Raw genomic sequence first — 22,504 nt, forward strand, 5'->3', positions numbered from 1 at the left:
ACCACCCTTCGCTGTTGTTTTCGGCAGGATGGGTGAATGGACCAACAACCGATCCTGCTCTGGCTTCGTCGAGACCTGCGGCTGGGTGATCTGCCACCGCTGCTGGCCGCGGAGGGCAGGCGCGTCCTGGCCTGCTTTGTCCTCGACCCCAAACTCGAGGCATCGTCGGGCGATCGACGACTGGCGTTCTTGTTCGAGTCGCTCCGTGATCTGCACAACCAGCTCGACGGCAGACTCCTCGTCGTCCGCGGTGCGCCCGAGGAACAGATTCCCGCCATCGCGAAAGCCATCGACGCCGAGGCGGTGCACATCACCGCCGACTTCGCCCCGTACGGCCGCCGCCGAGACCGCAAGGTGGCCGAAGCGCTGGGCGACGTGCCGCTACGCGCCGAAGGATCGCCCTACGCGGTGACGCCCGGTCGCGTCCGCAAAGACGACGGCGAGCCGTACCGGGTGTTCACCCCCTACTTCCGTACGTGGAAGGCACACGGATGGCGGGAGCCGGCCGACACCGGAGTGGAGTCCGCGGACTGGATCGACCCCGGTGACGTCGCAGGTGTCGAGTCCATCGACATTCCCGACCCGCCGGCCACACTCGACATCCCTGCCGGCGAGCACGCCGCGCACGAGCGTTTTGCCGAGTTCGTCGCCGATGGCGTGCTCGGATACGAGCAGGACCGCAACCGGCCCGATCTCGAGGCGTCCAGCCGGATGTCGGCGTATCTGAAGTACGGCAACATCCATCCGCGAGCGATGCTTGTCGAACTCGACAAGTCCGAGGGGGCCGGACAGGCCGCCTACGTCAGGGAATTGGCGTTCCGGGACTTCTATGCCGATGTGCTGTACCAGCGACCGGACTCGGTGTGGTGGAACCTGAACAAGAAGTTCGATGCGATGGAGCACGACTCGGGATCGGACGCCGATGCGGACTTCGATGCGTGGCGCGAGGGAAAGACCGGATACCCGATCGTCGATGCCGGTATGCGTCAGCTCTCGGGGAGTGGGTTCATGCACAATCGGCTGCGCATGATCGTCGCCTCATTCCTGGTGAAGGACCTCCATCTGCCATGGCAGCGCGGCGCCGCATGGTTCCTCGATCAACTCATCGACGGCGACATGGCGAGCAACCAGCACGGTTGGCAATGGGTCGCGGGGTCGGGAACCGATGCGGCGCCGTACTTCCGGGTGTTCAACCCCACCACGCAGGGCAAGAAGTTCGATCCCTCCGGGGACTACGTACGCCGCTGGGTTCCCGAGCTCCGCTCCATTCCCGGTAGTGCTGTCCACGAACCCGGCGCGCTGCGGCCCGACGACTACCCCGAGCCGATCGTGGACCACTCGGCACAGCGTCGGGTCGCGTTGGATCGCTACAACCAACTCGACTGAATGCTGCCATCATTCGGGCCGACACTCCCTCCGCAGGAGTGTCAGATCGGCTTCTTCAGCTCCGGGTTTTCCGCGTAGATCTCGTTGACGATCGACATGTCGAAGATGTCGGCCGGTTTGATGTCGTAGCCCGCCTTGGCAAGCGCTTCGATGTTCAGCTCGATCAGCTCATCTGACATCGTCAGCAGGCCATTGGCTTTGGTCTCGTCCGACACCACCAGGGTGTTCTGGGCTTCGGCTTCCTTGATCTGCTCGCCGAGTTCGAGGCCGAGATCCTTGCCGTACTTGGTGACGGCCAGCTCGGCCGACTTGGCGGGGTCGGCCACCGCGTCGTACCAGCCCTGGATGTCGGCCTTGATGAAGGCTTTGAGCTTGTCGCGCTCGTTGTCGATGGTCTCCTGCCGGACCACGAGTGTCTCGGCGACGAGGGGCAGATTGAAGTCGGCGAACAGGAAGTTCGCGTTGGGGAAACCGCCCTCCGCCAACGTGATCGGCTCGTTGGTGACGTACGAGACCCAGCCGTCGACCTCACCCTTGGTCAGTGGGGTCGGGTCGTACTGCACGGTGATCTTCTGAATGTCCGAGTCGGTCATGCCATTTGCGGTGAGCAGGGCCTTGAAGACGTTCTCGTTCGACGCCTGGACGCCGATCTTCTTGCCCTTCATCTCCTCGGGACTCAGGATCGGGCTACCCGCCGACGACACGATGCAGAAGGGGTTTTTCTGGAACGTCGCGGCGACGGTCTTGAGCTTGGCGCCCTGCAGGATGACGGGAGCGGTCAGCTGCGGGGCGGTCATGCCGATCCACACCTTGTTCGACGTCAGGCCCGTCTCGACGCCGGTGCCCGGTCCGCCGCCGGTGATCAGTTCAGGGGTGCCGAGTCCGGCGGCTTCGTAGTAACCGTTTTCGATGGCGAAGTACTCGCCGGCGAACTCGATGTTCTTCTGCCACGACAACTGCACCTTGGGATTGGTGGTGCTGTCTCCGCCACTGTCGCTGCTGCCGGAGCTGCAGGCAGCGAGAACACTGGCGCTTCCGACAGCGCCACCGGCGATCAGGGAGTACCGAAGGAAAGATCGGCGGTCGAACGTGTAAGCCATGTGCAGACTCCTGTTTTCAGTGAACGTCGGCGGTACTTCAGATCGAGATCCGCCTTCGGCAGAACTTAAGGTGGCGCGGTTTCGGCCACATTGCGCACGTGCGTTTGTTTGTAACGAGTTGTGAATCTGCCCACCGGCAGCTGATCTACGTCGGTGTGGTGCCCATCTGCGCCAGCACGAGCTTCTCGGCGACACCGACAAACGCATAGAGCACGATGGACGCGACCGTGATGACCAGCACCGACGCCCACAGCTCGTTGTAGGCCGCCGCGGGCAACGCCTGCTGGAGGGTGGCGCCCAAACCCTTGTTGGTGCCGAGCCATTCGGCAACGGTGGCTCCGATCATGGCGCCGGGCACCGAGACCTTGGCCGCGGCGAACAGTGCTGGAACAGCCGAGGGCAACGCCGCCATCCTCATCGCCGTCAGGCGGGTTCCGCCGTAGGCCACGATCACGTCGTTGATCTGCCGCGGCGCATTGGCCAGACCGGTCATGATCATCACCAATGCGGGGAAGAACACGACGATCCCGCCCATCACCGCGACGACGGCCACACCGCGCCCCACCACAAGAGTGATCAGCGGGGTCATCGCCACCAGCGGTACCGACCGCAGCAACATGGCGATCGGCATGAACGTCTGGGCAACCGGGCGGAACATCACGAACAGTGCGGCGGCGACCACTGCTGCGCCCATGCCGCACACGAACCCGATCCCGGCGTCTTTCAGCGTGATCCACAAATTGTCGAGGATCGCGCTGCGGTCGGCCGAGGCCGTCGGGTCGGTGAACAGGTAGTGGAACACATCCACCGGGGTCTTCCCGATGATCGGACCGATGTCCGGGTACGCCAGCAAAAACAACCACCAGATGGCCAGGATCAGGAAGAACGAGATCACGAGCGAGCCGATGAACTTGGCGATCTCCCAGGCGATCGCCTTGCCGTTGCCGGCGTTCGCCCGGGCCGCTGCCGCCGCGGGAACCGGTGCGGTCGGTGGAGCTTGGGACGTGGTGGTGGCGGTCATTTGCTGCCTGCCATTCCGGTGCTGTAGCGGGTGACGAAGACCGAGAAGAACGCCACGATGCCGTAGCCGATCCCGGCGACTGCTCCCGCGACGAGAGCGATCGCCCACACGGCCGGTATGTCGCCGCTCTGCTGGGCGATGATGAGCGCCGGCCCCGCACCCTTTTCCGGCATCGCCAGGAACTCGCCGAGCACGGCACCGAGAACCGCTGCCGGTGCGGCGATCTTCAACGCGCCGAAGGTGCTCGGCAGAGCTGAGATGATGCGTACCCGTACCAGCTGCGAAAAGGTGCCTCCGCCATAGACTTTGACGAGGTCGAGGCTGGCTTGGTGTGGCGAGCGCAGGCCCGACAACGTTCCGATCATGGTGGTGAAGAACACCGAGATCGCCGCGAGGAACACGATCATGGTCTGTACCTCGGCGAACGCCACCTGCACGATGGGTGCCACCGCGATGATCGGCGTGCAGTAGCTGATGATGGCCAGCTGCGTGGCGACGCCCTCGATCAACGGGATGATCACCACCAGCAGCGCCAGGACGATGGCGAGTACGTTGCCCCACAGAAACCCTCGTAGGGACAGCTCGATCGTGGGTGTGAAGTTGTTGATGTAGTAGTCCCAACCCTCGTCCCCAATGGCGTCGATGACGGCCAGCGGGGTGGGGATGGTGCCTTTGAACCACTCGAAGTACCCGGCCATCGTCCAGATGATGAGGACCGCGACAATGCCGATTGCTCCTGCACCCCAGCGCTTCCCGGCCAGTTGCGCCCGCCCGGTGAACTGCGCACCGCCTATCCCTTTGCCTGCGGTCAGGGTGGTCACGCGACGCCCGCCGATCCCTTGTTGCCGAACAGCAGGCCGCTGAGGTGGTCGTGCAGGGCGTGGAACTCCGGCGTCCGCATCATGTCGGGTACCCGCGGGCGGGGCAGGTCGATGGTGACCGTCTCCAGGACCCGTCCTGGCCGGGGGCTCATCACGGCGACGACATCGGAGAGGAAGACCGCCTCGGCGATGCCGTGGGTGACCATGAGTGTGGTGGCCGGTTTCTCGGTCCAGATGCGCAGCAGCTCGATGTTCAGGCGCTGGCGGGTCATGTCATCGAGGGCGCCGAACGGTTCGTCGAGCAACAGTGCTGTGGGTTTGACGACCAGAGCGCGGGCGATGGATACGCGCTGTCGCATACCTCCGGACAGGGTGGCCGGCTTGGCCTTCTCGAAGCCCTTGAGGCCGACCAGGTCGATCAGCTCGTCGATGAAACCTTTGTCGACGGAGATTCCCGCGACCTGCAACGGCAGCTTGATGTTCGATTCGACACTGCGCCACGGCAGCAGCGCGGAGTCCTGGAAGGCGATGCCCAGCCCGTGTTGCGACTGGAGTTCTTTCGGTGAGCGCCCATTCATCAGTGCCGTGCCGGCGGTGGCATCCTCGAGACCCGCCAGGATGCGCAGGACCGTGGATTTCCCGCATCCCGATGGCCCGAGAAGCGACAGGAACGCGCCTTCCGAGGTCTGCAGGTCGACGTTGTCGAGTGCGGTCACCGACGACCCGCCCCGCAGTCCCGCGGACTTGAACTCCTTGGTCAGCCCGGAGATGTTGATACCGGTGCCCAGCGGCCGGGCAGCCTTGGGTGCGGTGGGCGATTCGTCCGTAACACTCATCGACGGAGAGTCAGCGTGGGTCATATCGGGCGACGCTAGGCGTCTGGAGTTTCTTCGCGGTTACACCCGCGTTACCGCGCTCGTCCGGACCTCGCCGTGGGCCTCATTCCGCGCAGCGACAACGCTTTTCGTTGTCTATCGTGCGGGAATGAGATTGGCGGGTCTGGCCTTCGGGCTCGAACTGCAGCGTCGCGGCCATGACGTCAGGATGGTCGTGCCGCCGAACTACGTCCCCCTCGCCCGGGGTCTCGGTCAGCCCTTGATGGCTTCCTTCCACTTCACGCGGGCCCCTGTGCGCAGGATGTTCCGCTGGTAGATGCGGGCGGCGAGCCACGCTGCCACCGCGCAAGCGATCATCATCAGAACGATGGTGACGATCACCTGGACCAGCGTTGCGTCCCCGGTTGCAATCCGCACCGGCATGATCGACGCCGAGAACGGCGGTATCCATGCCAGGGTCTGCATCAACGTGCTGTCGAGGGAGCCGATGCCGAAGTAGGCCGAGTACACAACCGCCATCGCGAGGATGGTGAGCGGGGCCGAACTCGAGCCGAGCTCTTCCTGTCGCGACACCACTGCGCCCGTTGCGGCGTACAGGGTTGCGAAGAAGACGAATCCCAGCACGAACCAGATGACAACCGCGGCGAACATCGAGCCTGCCGCCGTGGGCACGTCGAGAATGCCGGTGGCAAGGGCGGCTACGAGAGCGGTACCGCCCAACAGGACCACCTGCGCAAAGGCCATCAATCCGATGCCGACGATCTTGCCCCACAACAGATGTAGCGGTTTGATCGTTGCCAGCAGCAGCTCGACCACCCGAGATGTCTTCTCTTCGACGACTCCGGCCGCGACCATCGAACCGCCTTGCAGTACAGCGAACATCAGCAGTGAGACGCCGACGAGCGCCACAGCAATACGTTGACCCTCATTGGGTTTGGCGGGGTCTGTCTCGCTGACGGTGAGTGTGGAGTCGGCGCTGATGGCCGAAAGGTCCACGTTCTCCGCGGCCAGGGCCTTGGTCAGACCGTCCTGACTGACGGCCGTTCGCAACACACCTTCGAGGCTGCCGTCGAGGTCGTCTTTGGTGACGGCTTCGTAGTTGTTGGTTCCGGCGTCGCCGGGGACCAACGCCACCTTCACGTCGCCTTCCTTCGCCTGGGCGCGCGCCTCGTCGGCGTTGCCGATGGGCACGATCTCGATGTTCTCCCCGGATGCGTCGCCAACCGCCACGATTGTTTCCGACAGCTGCGAGTTGTCGCCTACCAGTCCGACTTTCGTCGCTTTGTCGTCGCCGGTGAAAATCGAGAGAACGATGATGCCCGCAACGATGACGACCAGCAGGATCACGTTGGTGATGAGAAACGACTTGGTGGCCGCGCGGGTGGTGATCTCGCGCCTGGCCACCAGGTTGATGGCCCGCCACGCGCTCATCCGGCCCGAGCCGGACTTCGGGTGCTTGTTCGGATCGGAAGCGTTCACACTCATGCGGATACAACCTCTCGGAAGAGTTCGGTCAGGTCGGGTCGGGATTGGGCGAAGTGTGTGACCGGCCCCGTGGCGAGGGCAGCGGTCAGAATTGCCTGCTCATCGGTTCCAGGCGTCATGCTGACGGTGGTGATCGACCCGTTCTGGATGGTGCCGAGTACCCCTGGCAGGTGGTCGGCCCATCCGGCCGGGGCCTGTGGCGCGCCGACGTCGAGCCGGATCTCGCCGGCCGACCGTAGTTCATCCACAGTTCCCAGTGCCCGCATCGTGCCGGAGGAGATGATGCCGACCCGGTCACACAGGCGCTGCACGAGTTCCAGTTGGTGGCTGGAGAAGATGACCGGAACACCCTGGGCGGCTTTTTCTTTGAGCACGTCGCTCATCACGTCGACGGCGACGGGGTCTAAGCCCGAGAACGGTTCGTCGAGCACCAGCACATCGGGGCTGTGAACCAGGGCGGCCGCCAGCTGCACACGCTGCTGATTGCCCAGGCTCAGGCTGTTCACGTCGTCGTTGATCCGCTCGTACACACCCAGCCGTCGTACCCAGGTCTCCACTTGGTCGTCGGCTTCGGCGCGAGACAGGCCGTGCAGCTGGGCGAGGAACGAGAGCTGTTTGCCCACTTTCATCTTGGGATACAGGCCGCGTTCTTCAGGCATGTATCCGATGCGACGTCGCGTGTCGAGGTCGATGGGGGAGTCGCCGAGAAGTACTCGACCCGAATCGGCCGACAGCACACCGAGGATGATGCGCATCGTGGTGGATTTTCCGGCGCCGTTCGAACCGACGAATCCGAAGATCTCGCCGGGGGCGACGGTGAAGGACATGTTGTCGAGGGCCTTGAGGGAGCCGTATCTCTTACTCAGACCGTCGACGATGAGGGGAGCGGTCACTGTTCGAATCCTCCTGATTGGCTGACGTTTTCATTGGCCACCACCTGGGGATAGGTGGCGAAATCCTCTGGATCGGGGTCGGGCAACCACCATCCGATCAGACAGGTGGGAATGCAGGTGGCCCCGGTGACCAGCACGATGAGGAGCACCGCGCTGCCGTAGATCACCTGGCCATCGACGCTGTTGTCGCCTCCGCCCGACAGGATGATGAGCACGAGGTACGGGACGAACATCGAGACCCACAGGGCGGTGTAAGCGATCGATCGGGCGGCATTGCGGCTGGCGAGTTCGAACTCGTCGAGGGCCGAGGCCGGTGCATCGCTGACATTGCGTGTCACGGCCCGCAGCACGTAGACGAGCGGGAGCATGACAAACGAGATGAGGACGATGAACGCCGGGGCCGCCCACATGGTGAAGAACATGACGATTGCACTGGCGATCACCAGGATCACCGAAATGACAAGCGCGACCACGAGCTTGCGGGCACTGCGCCGATTCCGCAGACGGGGGAACCGGTGGCCATAACGACGCAGGAACTTCTCGTGCCTACGTACCTGCCATTCTTCGTATCCACGCCACCACGCCGGTTTCGCGGACTCGGGGATCACGCTGTTCGGATCGTTCACGACGGCCCTCCATTCGTGCGATACAACTGCGTCGACATCGCCCCGAACTCGCGGCGACTGAAGACAGCCTCCACCGGGAGCCCGAACACATCGCAGATGCGAAAGGCCAGGTCGAGGCTGGGATAGTTGTCACCCCGTTCGAGCGAGCCGATGGACTGGACGTTCACGCCCACCAGCTCGGCAAGTTGCGCGCGTGACATCCGGCGCTCGGCGCGTAGTACGCCGATGCGGTTGTAGATCGGCAGGTGGCCTGCCTTCTTGACCGGACTCACAGGGTTAAGTGTTGGGAAAACACAACAGAATGTCAATGTTTGCCATACATGGAGGGCGCTTTGTGATCGCCAGCCTCACGAATTCTCTGCGATCACCATCTCGAGGATGTCCGTGCCCAGCGCGACCGGCCTGCAGGTGGGTGCCGCCGAGGCCGGATCGAGGGCATTGAGTACAAGCCCGACGGCGTAGTCGTCGTACGGCAGGCGGAAATGGCCGCTCAGATCGGCCGGGCAGCGATCCTGGATGAACAGATTTGTTGCGCCGGCACCTTTGAGTGCAACGGTCGCCGCCGGCTGGATCACTTCGTCCACCTGCGTGCCGATGGTGGTGTACTCGACGCTGGGGACCGTGTCCTTGCCACCGTTGTTGAGTTCGGCGAGCAGCGGTGAGCCCTGAACCTGCTGCCACAGTGCGGTGGAGACCAGCTCAGGTGGGATCACGGTGGCCGCGACGTCGAGCGCGCCGGGGATCTGGGTGGCAATCGGCACCAAGCCGTACAGGGAGCTGCCGTACGACGGGGATGCCAGACCCACCCAATGCCCGACCATCGTCGACCCACCCAGCCTGTTGACGAAGTACCGGCCGACCGTTGCGCCCTGCGAATACCCGACGATGTCCAGCCTGGTGGCTCCGGTTTCGTCCAGTACCTCGGCCGCGAAGCCGCCGACCTGCCGAGCGCTCTCCACGATGTCTTCGGTCCCGAAGTTGTCGCCACCCGCACGTCCGCCGAAGTTCACGGCGAACACGCAGAAGCCCTCGGCAGCGAGCCGGGGCCCGATCTTCGCCCAGTCGGAGTACGCGCTCGAATCCGTGCCGTGGAGTAGAAGAACCGGCCGCGGGTGTGTCGGTGATGGGGTGCAGGCGAAGTCGTTGACGCCCGGCGGCACCGAACCCGGGTGATCGCCGGCATGACGGGAGGCCTCATGATGAGTGTTCTGCGCCGGCCCGGGAAGGGCGGGTACTTCCCACAGTGACGCCGTTGAACTTTGGACGCTGCCTGATCCCTGGATGTTGTCTGATCCCTGGCTGCTGTCGGCCGCCGCCGGGGAAATCGAGATGAAGGCGAGAAGCACGGAAATCGTTGCCGCCGCGCACAAACTCCGGCGTCGACCCGGGCCACGTCTGCTGTCCGTGTATCGCATCGCACACCTCACCTCGGCCCGACCTGCTGTAGATCGATTTGACCATCTCAGCTGATGAGTAGCCGGATTTCGGGCGGAATGTGGTCTGAACGTTGCAGTGCACGGCCACTGTGTTGCGGCCGCGGCACCAGCCGGCGGGGCGGTCAGGCGAGAATGTCCTGCACCACCCGGGCTGCCTCGCGGCCCGCGCGGTTGGCGCCGATGGTGGACGCTGACGGGCCATAGCCCAGTAGTTGCAGACGAGGAGTGGATGCCACGACGGTCGCCAGTCGGCCGGTCATCACGATTCCGCCGCCCGGAGCCCGCAACTTCAGTGGCGCCAGATGGTCCAGGGCGCTCCGAAAACCGGTGCACCACAGGATGACGTCGACATCCAGATGATCACCACCGCCACCTACGCCCTCGGGTGTCCCACAGTCCCAGCACACTCCCGTCGGTGTGATGCGGGTGAACATCGGTCGCCACGCGAGGATGCCGTCTGCGCGTGCGGCGCGTATCGCGTCGTTCTCGGGCAGCCCCGTCACCGACACCACCGACCCGGGCGGTAGCCCGGCACGCACCCGTTCCTCGACGCGCGCCACTGCGGCGCGGCCATGTTCGGGGGTGAACGGTGCACTGCTGAAATGGGGTTCGGTGCGACTGCACCAGAAGGTCTGTGCGCCTTCGGCATTGCGCGCGATCTCGATCAGCAGCTGGATGGCCGAGATTCCGGCCCCCACCACGAGAACGCGCTTGCCGTCGAAATCGGTCGGCCTGTTGTAGTCGTGGGTGTGCAGTTGTGTCCCGGTGAACGTTTCGATACCCGGCACATACGGGATGAACGGCCGATCCCAGGTCCCGGTTGCGTTGATCGCGGTGCGCGCCATCAGCTGTGAGCCATCAGAGGCCGAGACCAGGAAGTCGTCGCCGTCGAGCGACACCGACCGGACGTCGACAGGTCGACGCACGTCGAGCCCGAACCGCTGTTCGTACTGATCGAAGTAATCGGGCACCGCCGTGGACGCCGGCCACTGGTCGCATTCGACGCCGAGCGCTTCCGACAGGCCGAAGCCGGGAAGGTCGTGCACGTTGTTGGCTCCGGCCAAAGTCAATGTCGGCCAACGGAACTGCCACGCACCTCCGGGTCCGGGGGAGTGGTCGACCATCATGGTTCGATCACCGAGGCCGTATTTGCCCAGGTAATACCCGGCCGACAGGCCCGCCTGCCCCGCACCGATGACGAGTACATCGGTACGCGCCCGGTCTCCGAAGGCGTTGGAGTTCACCTGTTGAACAATAGCGGTACGCTGACGCCCATGATTGGGACCAGCCGGGATGGCGATGTGCTGACCATCGAACTGCAGCGGGAGCGGCAGCGGAACGCACTCAATTACGAACTGGTGGAAGCGCTGTCGGTGGCGATGACCGACGCGGCAGGCGCGGGTGTGCGGGCCATCGTCCTCACCGGTCAGGGAACCGTTTTCTGTGCGGGCGCGGATCTGTCCGGACCGGTCTACGAACAGTCTTTCCTCGACGAACTGCTGGCGATGCTCCGAGTTGTCGAGAGCATCCCGGTGCCGGTGATCGCCGCGCTGAACGGCGCCGCGTTGGGGGCCGGACTCCAGCTGGCGATGGCCGCTGATCTGCGGGTGATGTCGCCATCGGCATGGTGTGGCATCCCCGCTGCAAAGATCGGTGTGACAGTTGACGAATGGACCATCAAGCGTCTCGTCTCGCTGGTCGGTGCGGGTGATGCGGCGGGCATCCTGATCGGTTGTGACTCACTCAGTGCCGACCGGGCTGCTGCCGTCGGTTTTGCCAATCGGATCGGCGACCTGGCCGAGGCGCAGCAGTGGGCCGCGAGCATCGCCGCGCTGGCCCCGCTGACCCTGCAGCACTACAAGCTGGTTCTCGGCGACGATGGCGCTCGCGACGAGGCCGCGCCTGACCACGTGGCAGCGATGCTCAGGGCCTGGCAGAGCCAGGACGTGGCCGAAGGGCGCGCCGCTCGGGCCGAGCGACGTCAGCCGAACTTCATCGGGAAGTAAGGCTTCCCCGGCCTACCCCAACCCGGTGCTGGGCACGACCCCTCGACGATACCCGCGCTCAAGTGGGTTTTCGTGGTGGTAACACGGCTGCAGCCTCCCAGATACACGGCGGCCTTACGTTCCTCGCAGTCTCTGGTTCAGAGGAAACGTGGGCATGACGCGAGGGAGAGATATGTCTGCAGACAAAACGGTGGACCCGATAGCCGCGGGGGAATTGCCGACCAACATCAACGCGATGAGCGAGACACTGGAGGACTACACCCTTCGTTTCGCGCCCCGCAGCTATCGCAAGTGGGGCCCCGCGGTGGTCGCCACCTCGGCTCTGGGTGGCATCGCCTACCTGGCCGACTTCGCCATCGGCGCCAACATCGGCATCGCCAACGGCACGGGAAACGCGTTGTGGGGCATTCTCATCTTCGCGGTGGTCATCGTCCTCACCGGCTACCCGCTGGCGTACTACGCCGCCCGGTACAACATCGACCTCGACCTGATCACCCGTGGCAGCGGCTTCGGCTACTACGGCTCGGTGGTCACCAACGTCATCTTCGCGTCGTTCACGTTCATCTTCTTTGCCCTCGAGGGCTCGATCATGGCGCAGGGCCTCAAACTGGGTCTCCACATCCCGCTGTGGTTGGGCTACCTCATCTCATCGGTGATGGTGATCCCGTTGGTCATCTACGGCATGAACACACTGGCAAAACTGCAGGTGTGGACCACTCCGTTGTGGCTGGTGATGATGGTGCTGCCGTTTGTCTACCTCGTGATCAAGCACCCTGACGCGATCGGAGACTTCCTGGCATTCAGTGGTGGCACCGACGCCCAGGGCGGACACGGCGTGAACTTCGCCGGCATCATGCTCGCGGCCGGTGTGTGTCTGTCGCTGATCGCCCAGATCGCCGAGCAGATCGACTACTTGCGGTTCATGCCTCCCAAGACGCCGGAGAACTCGCGCCGCTGGTGGATCGCGGTGATCACCGCCGGCCCGGGCTGGGTGTTCTTCGGCGCGATCAAACAGATCGTGGGCCTGTTCCTGGCCGTCTACCTGATCATGAACTTCGCCGACCAGGCCGGCGTCGCCAACGAACCCGTGGAGCAGTTCCTCGCGGTCTACGAGGAGTTCATGCCGCACTGGCTGGCGATGACCCTCGCCGTCATCCTCGTGGTCATCTCGCAGATCAAGATCAACGTGACCAATGCGTATTCGGGATCGCTGGCCTGGACCAACAGCTTCACCCGCATCACCAAGACCTACCCGGGTCGGCTGTTCTTCGTCTTCTTCAACGTCGCGATCGCTCTGGTGTTGATGGAAGCCAACATGTTCAGCTTCTTGAACAACATCCTCAACTTCTACGCGAACATCGCCATCGCATGGATCGTCGTGGTGGCATCGGACATCGTGTTCAACAAGTACGTCCTGAAGCTCTCGCCCAAGGTGCCCGAGTTCCGCAGGGGCATGCTGTACAACTTCAACCCGGTCGGGTTCATCAGCGTGATCCTCGCCGGCGGATTGTCGGTGCTGGTGTACTTCCACGCTTTCGGTGACGCCATCCAGCCGTACTCGCCGATCGTCGCAACCATCCTCGCGCTGGTGTTGCCGCCGATCATCGCGGTCATCACCAAGGGCAAGTACTACCTGCGACGCACCGACGACGGTATCGACCTGCCGATGTTCGACGAATACGGCAACCCTTCCGACGCCAAGTTGCTGTGTTCGGTGACCGGTATCGAGTTCGAGCGCCCCGACATGCTCGCCTCGAACAAACCCGGCCCGAACGGGGAGAAGCAGTACATCAGCTCGCTGGCTCTGTCCTGCGACAAGACCGGTGAGCACGTGTTGCCTGCCCAGAAGTAGCGCGCCTGCTCTGACCCGTCAGCTCCACCCGTTCTGCGACAAGGGCGGGTGGAGCTGTCGGTCTTCCTGTCGCAACCATCGGAATGCCTCGGCTCCTCTTCTTGTTGTGCTCCTAAGTGCTCCAACACGCAGGGCCCATCAACGACGAAGGGAACGATGCATGTCACGAATCGCCATCATCGGAGGCCACGGCAAGATCGCGCTCAAGCTGGCCAAGATCTTGACCGGTCAGGGACATCAGGTCAGCTCCCTGATCCGTAATCCCGACCAGTCGGACGACATCACGCAGACCGGGGCCACTCCGGTCATCGCAGATGTGGAAAACCTCTCGACCGACGAGATCGCCGAAGCCATCAAGGGCCACGACGCCGTGGTGTTCTCTGCCGGTGCCGGGGGTGGCAGCCCCGAGCGCACATACGCCGTCGACCGTGACGCCGCCATCCGCAGCATCGACGCGGCGCAGCAGGCCGGTATCACCCGCTACGTCCAGGTGTCGTACTTCGGTGCCGGACCGGATCATGGTGTTCCCGAGGACAATTCGTTCCACGCCTACGCCGAGGCCAAGGCGGCAGCCGATGAGCATCTCCGTAAGACCACACTTCTCTGGACGATCGTGGGACCAAGCGCCCTCACCGATGAGCCCGGCACGGGCCGTATCGCCACCAAGGAACGCGGCGCCGAAGCCGGAACCAGCGTGTCGCGCGACGATGTGGCAGAGGTGCTGGCTGCGGTCCTCGAGACGCAGTCCAGCGTTGGAACCACGGTGGAGTTCACCCGTGGTCAGACGCCGATCGCCGACGCCGTGAAAGGCGTCTGACGGACCTGCCGGGGGAACCTCAGGCCGGTAGGCCGGGGGCAACTTCAGGCTGGTAGGCCGGCGGTTGCCGATTCCCAGTCGAAGTCGCCGTGATCGCTGCCGAGCCCGGCGGCGACCACTCCGGCCACCGCGCAACCGAGTTGCGCTGACCGCAGCAGGCTGAAGTCGTGGAGACGACCCGCGATGAATCCGGCCGAGAACGCATCCCCGCAGCCACTGGTGTCCACAACCTGGACCTCGGTGGCTGCGGCGTGTTCGGCACCGTCGCCGGTGACAACCCAGGCGCCGTCCGCGCCGGCAGTGGCGGCGACGCAGGCAACACCCCGGTCGATGAGGGCGCGACAACCGTCGACCAGGTCGGTGGCACCCGTGAAGCCCAGCACCTGCTCGTCGTTCGGCAGCAGGTAATCCAGGTGTGGCAGAACGGGTTCGATCCACGACAACACCCCGGGATCACCTGGCGCCAGGATGTCGGCCGAGACGCGGACGCCCGCAGCCCGGATCCGTTCGAGCACGCCCGCCAGTTCCGATGGGTTGAGTAGCTCGGGCGCGCCGATGTGCACGTGATCCGCGGACGTGAGAAGGTCCAGCGGCACACGATCGAGCGGGTAGGCAAGGTTGGCTCCGGGCATGTGCAATGCGGGCCGGTCGCCGTTGCTGCGGATGGGCAACACGCTCATCGAGGTCGGCTGATCATCAACTCGCAGAAGGTGTTCGGTGACCACACCGTGACGCTGCAGCATGGTGGTGAGCAGGTCGGCGGAGTCGTCGCGACCTACGGCGCCGACCGTCGACACCGCCGCTCCGAGTTTGGCCAGCGTGATGGCGGTGCCGCCGGCAGGGCCCGCGGGCACCAACCGGATGTGGGGGACAAGGGCTGCGCCCTGGCCGTCAGGTATCGAATCAACCGGGTGGACAACCACATCGAGCACATGGGCACCGAACGTCACGACCTGCATGCATCATCTCCTGGGTAGCGGTGAGTAGCCGCGGTTCGCCGCGGCGACGGCCACCGCGATCAGCTGGTCTCGGCTGAGCACGGCGCCATTGCCGACGGCGGCTGTTCGTAGGTAGATCTCGGCCAGCCATTCCACCAATTCGATGCGCTCACAAGCTGCTTCGACTGTAGGGCCATAGGCGACCGAACCGTGGTTGCGCATCAGGGCGGCAGTCCGCTCGGTCAGAGCCTCGGCCACCGCATCGGTGAGCTCCTGGGTGCCGAAGATCTCGTGGGGCGCCACGCGCACCGCGCCACCGACCAACGCAGCGGTGTAGTGCACCGCGGGCAGTTCATCGACGAGGTTGGCCACCGCGATGGAAGCCACCGGATGGGCGTGCGCCACCGCGGTCGCGTCAGTGGAGCGGTAGATTTCCAGGTGCAGGAGCAGCTCGGACGTCGGGACGTGATCGGTGTCCTCGACCATATGTCCGTCGAGGTCGGTCACCACCAACTGGTCGGCGGTGAGTGATTCGAGAACGGCGCCGCTGGCTGTGACGACCACCTGGTCGCCGACCCTCGTCGACAGGTTGCCGCCCGTGCTGATCACCAGGCGCCGTGCGGCGAGACGGTGCGCGGCGTCGACCAGATCCGCTCGCCGCTCTTCGACAGTCATGGTGCTGACAATAACGGGCGATGGCGACGATCCATCACGGATCGCCGCCATCGCCCGTTGGTTCAGGTGTTCATCCGACCGGGGTCAGCGAACGGTACGTCGACCGTGAGAACCTCCCTGCCGGTTCGAACTTCGCGAGGATGGAGTCGGCGTCCTCGCCGGTCACCTGGGTGATCAGCGACTTGGCGTCGTCCACGGAGTTGATGGAGAGCACCGGCGACGGATCCGAGAGCAGGCCGAACAGCGCTGAGCCGAACTTCGGATTGGTTGCTGCGGCAGGGAACAGCACCGCGGCGTATTCCTGGAACACCGGGTCGCGCAGGAAGATCCGGGTCGCAAGGTTGGCGGCGTCTACGCGGCTGGTCAGGAAGTTGTTGTAGGTAGCGGTGATCCAGGCGTCGTCGAACTCGCCCTCGTGGTCCTTGGCGGCGGCCACGAACTGTGCGGCCTGGATGAACCCGCTCTGCGCGCCCTGGCCCGTGATGGGGTCGTAGGCCACGGCCGTATCGCCCAGCGCAACCACGCGGTGTCCGCTTGCGGTGTGCCCGAGCGCGTTTCGCACGGTGGGCGTGACCGCTCCCTGGAGCCATGAGTGCGGGTCCTCTTCGATGACCTGGGTGCTGAGCACCTCGGGCAGGTCCCAATCGAAGTATTCGCGATGCAAGTCGATCACTACTTTGTGGGCAGAATGCGCGTCGGTGACCGACTGGAACCGGCGTTCCCATTCACTGCCGGGTTGCGCCCACCCGAGGAACGACCATGACGGCCCGGCGTCTTTGTGCAGGTAGGGGCCCCACCAGCCCTCGCCCTGGTCGGCGAAGTTGAACGCCTGGTGCTTCGGGCCCGCGGGGCTGCGGTGGGCGAACACATCTGGGTCGTGACCAAGCCCGGCCACGGTGAGCAGGAGGACGCTGCGTTGTGGGCTCTTGTAGGGGGATCGTGATTCGTCGACGGTGAACAGGCTGGACAGTCCGGCCTTGCCGGTGGCGACGAAGGTCAGGTCGTTCTCGGCTGCGATGGAGTCGAGGCGGCCCGGATCGACGTTCTCGACCACGAAGCGACCACCCTTTTCGAGGAACAGGGTGAGACGCTCGTCGACCTTGAGCCTGGTGTCGACACCGATCGCCTCGAATCCGGGGAACTCGGCGTCGAAGTCGAGGAGCTCTGTGTAGTCGTGCCCGCTGCCCGTGATGGTGCGAGCGCTGATCCCGGTGACCTGCGGCGCCCGGCCGGCGAAGTTGTCGACACCCAAGGCCGTCTCGGATTGCTGCGAAAGGCCGAACGTCACCGCGGTACCGGTGGCGGATACGTCGTGCAGCAGGCTTCGCTGATCACGCTCGCTGTAGACGGTCACGTCGAATCCTGCGTTGAGGAAGCCGACGGCCGCCGAGACGCCTGTTTGGCCTGCTCCGATGATGGCGACGGAACGGTTGGTGTTGCTCATGCAACGATCTCCTGTGTTTGTGCGAATGATGTTGTTCGAGAATCGAATACGGAATGACTACGATGCGGCGACGTCATGACTGTCCGGCAGTCGCGCAGGTACATCGCCGTGTTCCGGCACCCCAGGGGACCTCGGTGGAAATAGTCAGGCCGTCGAATCTCATGCCGGTGAGCATTCGCCGATTCGCGATACCGCGGAAGGATTCGACTCAGGCCGAAGTTAAGTGCCTCTCAGCGAACACTGCATCTGAGCGAACACTGCATCTCAGCAAACACGGCGGCTCAGCTCATGCAGGCCAATTACAGTCGGTTCGAGCACTCGCGACGCGACGTGCCGCGGGAATCAACGATTGGTGGGCGTAGTGACACAGCTGGCGAACAGGGTCGCATTCATCACGGGAGTGGCCCGCGGACAGGGTCGCGCGCATGCGGTGCGGCTGGCACGTGAAGGCGCCGACATCGTGGGTGTTGATCTTGCCGGGCCGTTGCCGGGTGTTCCGTACGACTCGGCGACGCCGGCCGATCTCGCCGAGACCGCGGGCTTGGTCGAGGCCGAGGGTCGCAGAGCACTTCTTCGTCAGGGCGACGTTCGCGATCTCGAGGGGCTACGGTCCCTCGCCGCCGATGCAGTGGCGCAGTTGGGTGGACTCGACATCGTGGTCGCCAACGCGGGCATCTGTATTCCGGCCACCTGGGACGAGGCGACCCCGGAGATGTTCCGCGATCACATGGACATCAACGTCACCGGCGTGTGGAACACCGTGATGGCGACGGCGCCTCATCTCGTCGAGCGCGGACGCGGGTCGATCATTCTGATCAGCTCGTATGCCGGAAAAAAGGTGCAGCCATTCATGGTGCACTACACCACCAGCAAGCATGCCGTCACCGGCATGACCCGGGCGTTCGCTGCCGAATTGGGTGCGCACAATGTCAGGGTCAACAGCGTGCATCCGGGTGCCGTCGCCACTCCGATGGGGTCGGGCGACATGGTGGCCCGCATCGAGGAGACCAATGCGCCAATCCGCGATTGGCGCCCATGGGTACACCGTTTCTCAACCAGTACGCCGCCGACCCGGATGAGGTGTCCAACGTGGTCGCGTTCTTGGCGTCGGACGAGTCGTCGTTCATGACTGCCGAACACATCTCGGTCGATGGCGGTGCCCAGTACTTCTGACCGTGGTTCGAGGAATCTGCCATCTGCCCTAGCAATCGTGGGCAGGGGTTCTACGGTTGATGGGTGACTGATCGGACGGATCGACCCGAGCGCATCTCGGCGACGCAATTGCTGGCCAAGCTCGCTGACGAGGGCAGTTGGCACCCGTGGGACTCGCAGATCACCGCGCTTCCCGACGATGCCGGGTACGCCGAGGACATTGGACGGGCCCGCGAGAAGACCGGACTCGACGAGTCGATCATCTGTGGTGAAGCGGACGTCAACGGCGTGCGGGTGGCCGTTGTTGTCAGTGAGTTCGGTTTTCTGGGCGGGTCGATCGGCCGGGATGCAGGACGTCGCGTGGTCACGGCGATCCGCCGAGCGACTGCTGAAGGTCTGCCGTTGCTCGCCCTTCCGGCGTCGGGCGGGACGCGGATGCAGGAGGGGACTGCGGCTTTTCTGCAGATGGTGAACATCACGGCGGCAGTCGTGGATCACAAGGCCGCGCATCTTCCATACGTGGTGTATTTGCGTCATCCGACCACCGGTGGGGTGTTCGCGTCGTGGGGCTCGCTGGGACATGTGACGTTGGCCGAGCCGGGCGCTCTTGTCGGTTTTCTCGGCCCGCGAGTGTACGAGGGCTTGTACGGCGAGGCGTTTCCCGAGGGCGTCCAGGTGTCGGAGAACCTGCGTTCACACGGTCTGGTGGATCTTGTTGTGGCTGTGGATGGATTGGGATCAACCGCATCACGCATCATCAGACTTCTGGTCGACCCGCTGGTGGACGCCGAGCACTCGCGACGTGAGCCGGCCGGGCCGTCTTCTGCGCCGGGGCTGTCCGGGGCGACGGTTGTTGAGTCGTCGGCCTGGGATGTGGTGGAGCAGTCGAGGGTTCCCGGCCGACCAGGCGTGAGTCAGTTGCTGCGCGAGTCGGCCGACGAGGCGGTGGAACTGGCCGGTGGCGGCGAACTGGATTCGCGCAGCGGCATCATTCTCGCCTTGGCACGCTTTGGTGGGCATTCGGTAGTGGTGGTCGGGCAGGACCGCAACCGTCAGGTGCCCGGATCGCTGGTGGGACCTGCCGACCTGCGGCTTGCCCGCCGGGGTATGAGGTTGGCGCAGAGTTTGCATCTGCCCCTGGTGACGGTGATCGACACTCCGGGCGCCGATCTGTCCGCTGACGCCGAAGAGTCGGGCCTGGCCAACGAGATCGCTCATTGCATCGCGGAGCTGACTGCGTTGACGGTGCCGACTGTGGCGGTGCTGCTGGGTCAGGGAGCTGGGGGAGCCGCGCTGGCACTGTTCCCTGCGGATCGGGTGGTGGCCATGGAGAACTCGTGGTTGTCTCCGCTGCCGCCGGAGGGCGCCAGCCTGATCGTCTATCGGGACACCGACCATGCAGCCGACATGGCACGGAGCCAGGGAATCCGTGCGACTGATCTGCACGCCGCCGGCATCGTGGATGTGGTGGTCCCCGAGGCCGCGTTGGGCGGCTTTCTGCCGGAGCTGGGTGACCGGCTCGCCGCCGAGATCGATGCGTTGGACGACAGCACGGTTGAAGCCCGCGCCGGGTGGCGGACGGAACGCCTCCGGCGTATCGGTGGTGTCGAGATCTGAACTGGTTGACCCAGTTTCGGCCAGCCGTCTATGCGACATCCTCGTACCAACTCTCCGGAGGTGGGCAGGGGTCGGGTAGCTGTGCCACCTCGTCGAGCCAGCGTCGTTCTTCTCGATGCCAGATCGGGTGCTCGATCCGCCATTGTTGCTCGGCGATTTCATCTTTCGCTCGCTGGCGAAACCATGCGGCGTGAGCTTCTTCTTTTTCGCGCCGTTCGTCCACCATTCGCTGGTATCGCCGGTCGGGGAAATGCGTGTCGTTCGGAGTCAGCGCGTCGTCGGTGCCGCGTTGCCTCCACCCGACGCGTCCAACCCATTCTGGGGGTCCGTTTCCGGAGGTGATGATCTCGGTGATCCAGCCACCGTCGCCGTCGTGGACCTGTGCGTGGTCGCCGTCGCATACGAGGGTCAGGACGGTGATGTCTGTGCGTCCACCGTCTTTCCATTCGTGCATGTGATGCACTGCGGTGCGGGTGGCAGGCTGATCGCAGCCGGGTCGCGAACATCCGCGTTCGGCCGCGATCAAGGCAATTCGCTGAATCGCCGATGCCAGACGTTTTTCGCGGCCGAGGAACAGCGGCCGGTGTGCGTTGTCGAGCAGTGCAAGGAACTTCCGGTTGCTACCTGCCAGCGCGAGTGCATCCCGGACGGGGAGAGTGCCTCCCGATGCGGTGGTGGCAATACCGGTTTCGGTCTCCAGCTCGTCGAGTGTCATGGTTGCCACGACGATGGCCGGCTGTCCGCGGTGCTTTCCGAGGGTGCCCGACCCGACGACCGTCTCCAGCATCTTCTTGAACGCGTCATGGTTGCGCTGACCCTGTGTGCGGTTGTCTCGTTCAGCGGCGGCAGCGAGAACCGTACTGTCAGCGAGATCGGAGTCGCCCATCGGCGATTCGGGATCCTCGGGGTTGTTCATGCCTGGCTGCGCCCATTTCGCCGCGACAACGTCCCAGAGTGCACGGGTCGCGGGATCCAGCGTCCCGGAGATCCCACTCATGTGGTCGACGTCTTGGCGTCCCGGCATCAGGTCGCGACGGCGGGCCCGGTCGGCGTCGTCCGTGTATTCGCCATCGGGGTTGAGGTAGGCGAGTAACCGCTGCGCAACGCTTTCCAGCTGATCTGGCGACAGCGCGCAGGCCTGGTTCGCCAGATCCGATTCGATGGTCGACCAGTGTTCTGGCGTCCGTAGAGAAGTGGGCAACTTGGCCAGTGCGCGATGAATCACCCGGTAGTGCGCAAACTCCATGTGACCGGCGTCCATCGCCGCCGCGGCGGCCGGATACGCGGCGGGCCGCAGTTCTCCATTGAGTTCGTGCCAATACCCCACTCGCTCAGCGGCTTTGCTGCGCGCACTGGCTTCGGAGGGGGTGAGCCGCAGCAGTGTCGACAGAAACCTGGCCGGCTTGAGTCCGCGCTTTGCCGCGACACCACGCTCACGCAGTTCCACAGCCCACCGAATCTTCACCGCATCATCTCGGCGCGCGCCCGTCTCGACCATGGCGGTGGCCGCGACCACCTCGTCGTCGGTCATCGACGACAACGGCACCGTCAGCATTTGCCGCGAGACGGCTTCGCGAACAGCCACCAACGCACCGGCATCCAGTTGCTGGATGGCGGCGATCAGATCGGCCGTTTCGCTCATGTGTTCGATTATAAAAGAGGGGTCTGACAATCACCCGAGCTCGACCCACTGACCGAATTCGCTCCACCTACTTGCGTTCGAGCCCGGTGCAACCGGATCGAACGCAGGCGAGTGGAGCGATTGGCCGCCCCGTCACCCCAGCCGCCGCACCGACTCGGGAACGTCACCGGCGGTATGGGTGACGGGCTCGCCGTAGACCACTCGCATCGGCACCTCGCCGGTCCAGCCGGCAGCATCGTCGTCACCGGGGCCGCCCTTGCGCGCCTTCGTGATCCATTGCCCATCGATGATGGGAAGTGACAGCACCAGTGTGGCGGCGAGTTGTTTGTTCGTGTGCGGTGGGACCTCGGCACTGCGGCCCGGGAGAATGCTGTCGCTGAGGGCGGTCAGGGCCTGCGCCGGGTCGAGCGACGACTTCTTGATGACACCGCGAACAACGGCCGACCGGTAGTTCATGGAGTGATCGAAGAGCGTGTCGGCCACCACGAGTCCATCGGCGATGAACGCTGACAGCGCCACCGGGGCACCTGCCGCGATGTGTCGCAGAGCGCCCGCTCCCGTGGAACCGTGCAGGAGGATCTCGTCACCGTGCCGAGCGAAGAGCATGGGAACAGACCACGGCAGGCCGTCGACCACTGTGGTCACGGTGGCCACCTTGGCTTCGTCGAGAATCTGATCGAGCAGTGCGCGATCGCCCTGACGTTCTTTGCGGCGATTGAGTTGGTCCACGGTGAGTCCCTTTGTCGTCGGTGCACGC

The 22,504-nt window shown here is 64.4% G+C and carries 20 protein-coding genes and 1 pseudogene; 6 read left to right on the plus strand and 15 right to left on the minus strand.

From position 1 onward, the window contains the following. Nucleotides 1-36: 36 nt before the first annotated feature. The gene (locus MVA47_RS10410) at nt 37-1,386 is read left to right on the plus strand and encodes a deoxyribodipyrimidine photo-lyase (protein WP_247207802.1); all 1,350 of its coding nucleotides are present in this window, start codon (nt 37-39) and stop codon (nt 1,384-1,386) included. Nucleotides 1,387-1,427: 41 nt separating this feature from the next. On the opposite strand, the gene MVA47_RS10415 is transcribed toward MVA47_RS10410, so the two are convergent. From MVA47_RS10415 to MVA47_RS10460, 10 genes are all read right to left on the minus strand, one after another. Then, nucleotides 1,428-2,486: an ABC transporter substrate-binding protein gene (locus MVA47_RS10415; protein ID WP_247207803.1), complete on the minus strand. Its 1,059-nt coding sequence runs from the start codon at nt 2,484-2,486 to the stop codon at nt 1,428-1,430. Between the two features lie 145 nt (nt 2,487-2,631). Next, complete coding sequence (locus tag MVA47_RS10420; protein WP_245969110.1) at nt 2,632-3,507, minus strand: ABC transporter permease; 876 nt, start codon at nt 3,505-3,507, stop codon at nt 2,632-2,634. Further along, entirely contained in the window at nt 3,504-4,205 is a 702-nt protein-coding gene (locus MVA47_RS10425; RefSeq protein ID WP_247210715.1) for an ABC transporter permease, read from the minus strand. Before MVA47_RS10425 ends, MVA47_RS10420 begins: the two co-directional genes overlap by 4 nt. 119 nt (nt 4,206-4,324) lie before the next feature. Then, entirely contained in the window at nt 4,325-5,164 is an 840-nt protein-coding gene (locus tag MVA47_RS10430; protein ID WP_062795931.1) for an ABC transporter ATP-binding protein, read from the minus strand. 252 nt (nt 5,165-5,416) lie between these two features. Then, nucleotides 5,417-6,649, minus strand: coding sequence for an ABC transporter permease (locus MVA47_RS10435; protein WP_247207805.1), 1,233 nt, complete (start codon nt 6,647-6,649; stop codon nt 5,417-5,419). Then, nucleotides 6,646-7,542: an ABC transporter ATP-binding protein gene (locus MVA47_RS10440; RefSeq protein ID WP_247207807.1), complete on the minus strand. Its 897-nt coding sequence runs from the start codon at nt 7,540-7,542 to the stop codon at nt 6,646-6,648. The genes MVA47_RS10435 and MVA47_RS10440 overlap by 4 nt, the downstream gene beginning before the upstream one ends. Then, complete coding sequence (locus tag MVA47_RS10445) at nt 7,539-8,168, minus strand: hypothetical protein (protein ID WP_247207808.1); 630 nt, start codon at nt 8,166-8,168, stop codon at nt 7,539-7,541. Before MVA47_RS10445 ends, MVA47_RS10440 begins: the two co-directional genes overlap by 4 nt. Further along, nucleotides 8,165-8,440 (minus strand): helix-turn-helix transcriptional regulator, encoded by a 276-nt coding sequence (locus MVA47_RS10450; protein ID WP_023959804.1) that lies wholly within the window; start codon nt 8,438-8,440, stop codon nt 8,165-8,167. Before MVA47_RS10450 ends, MVA47_RS10445 begins: the two co-directional genes overlap by 4 nt. A 75-nt stretch (nt 8,441-8,515) precedes the next feature. Further along, nucleotides 8,516-9,583, minus strand: a complete 1,068-nt coding sequence (locus tag MVA47_RS10455) for a triacylglycerol lipase (protein ID WP_247207809.1) — start codon at nt 9,581-9,583, stop codon at nt 8,516-8,518. Between the two features lie 143 nt (nt 9,584-9,726). Next, nucleotides 9,727-10,848, minus strand: coding sequence for an NAD(P)-binding domain-containing protein (locus tag MVA47_RS10460; protein WP_247207811.1), 1,122 nt, complete (start codon nt 10,846-10,848; stop codon nt 9,727-9,729). A gap of 30 nt (nt 10,849-10,878) precedes the next feature. On the opposite strand from MVA47_RS10460, the gene MVA47_RS10465 reads away from it, so the two are divergent. From MVA47_RS10465 to MVA47_RS10475, 3 genes are all read left to right on the plus strand, one after another. Continuing rightward, nucleotides 10,879-11,610 carry an enoyl-CoA hydratase gene (locus MVA47_RS10465; RefSeq protein WP_247207813.1) on the plus strand — a complete coding sequence of 244 codons (732 nt, stop codon included), beginning with the start codon at nt 10,879-10,881 and terminating at the stop codon, nt 11,608-11,610. Between the two features lie 172 nt (nt 11,611-11,782). Beyond that, nucleotides 11,783-13,462, plus strand: coding sequence for a cytosine permease (locus MVA47_RS10470; protein WP_023959812.1), 1,680 nt, complete (start codon nt 11,783-11,785; stop codon nt 13,460-13,462). A gap of 160 nt (nt 13,463-13,622) precedes the next feature. Next, a complete protein-coding gene (locus MVA47_RS10475; protein ID WP_247207814.1) occupies nt 13,623-14,279 on the plus strand; it encodes an SDR family oxidoreductase in 657 nt (218 codons plus the stop codon). A gap of 44 nt (nt 14,280-14,323) precedes the next feature. Here MVA47_RS10475 and MVA47_RS10480 read toward each other — a convergent pair whose 3' ends face one another. The 3 genes from MVA47_RS10480 to MVA47_RS10490 all read right to left on the minus strand — a co-directional run bounded on the left by MVA47_RS10480 (nt 14,324) and on the right by MVA47_RS10490 (nt 17,336). Then, nucleotides 14,324-15,238, minus strand: coding sequence for a carbohydrate kinase family protein (locus tag MVA47_RS10480; protein ID WP_247207815.1), 915 nt, complete (start codon nt 15,236-15,238; stop codon nt 14,324-14,326). A gap of 3 nt (nt 15,239-15,241) precedes the next feature. Further along, entirely contained in the window at nt 15,242-15,892 is a 651-nt protein-coding gene (locus MVA47_RS10485) for a class II aldolase/adducin family protein (protein WP_247207816.1), read from the minus strand. Nucleotides 15,893-15,962: 70 nt separating this feature from the next. After that, entirely contained in the window at nt 15,963-17,336 is a 1,374-nt protein-coding gene (locus MVA47_RS10490) for a styrene monooxygenase/indole monooxygenase family protein (protein WP_062795486.1), read from the minus strand. Between the two features lie 352 nt (nt 17,337-17,688). Between MVA47_RS10490 and MVA47_RS10495 the strand changes: the two are divergent. Together MVA47_RS10495 and MVA47_RS10500 are read left to right on the plus strand one after the other, a co-directional pair. After that, a pseudogene (locus MVA47_RS10495) lies at nt 17,689-18,509 on the plus strand (mycofactocin-coupled SDR family oxidoreductase). A 63-nt stretch (nt 18,510-18,572) separates the two neighbouring features. Then, a complete protein-coding gene (locus MVA47_RS10500) occupies nt 18,573-20,105 on the plus strand; it encodes an acetyl-CoA carboxylase carboxyltransferase subunit alpha/beta (RefSeq protein WP_247207818.1) in 1,533 nt (510 codons plus the stop codon). 28 nt (nt 20,106-20,133) lie between these two features. Here the strand turns inward: MVA47_RS10500 and MVA47_RS10505 are convergent, their stop codons facing one another. Both MVA47_RS10505 and MVA47_RS10510 read right to left on the minus strand, forming a co-directional pair. Beyond that, nucleotides 20,134-21,747, minus strand: a complete 1,614-nt coding sequence (locus MVA47_RS10505) for an HNH endonuclease signature motif containing protein (RefSeq protein ID WP_247207819.1) — start codon at nt 21,745-21,747, stop codon at nt 20,134-20,136. Between the two features lie 132 nt (nt 21,748-21,879). Then, nucleotides 21,880-22,476, minus strand: a complete 597-nt coding sequence (locus MVA47_RS10510; protein ID WP_247207820.1) for a pyridoxamine 5'-phosphate oxidase family protein — start codon at nt 22,474-22,476, stop codon at nt 21,880-21,882. Nucleotides 22,477-22,504: the final 28 nt, after the last annotated feature.

This window comes from Williamsia sp. DF01-3 (genome assembly GCF_023051145.1).
Lineage (GTDB): Bacteria > Actinomycetota > Actinomycetes > Mycobacteriales > Mycobacteriaceae > Williamsia.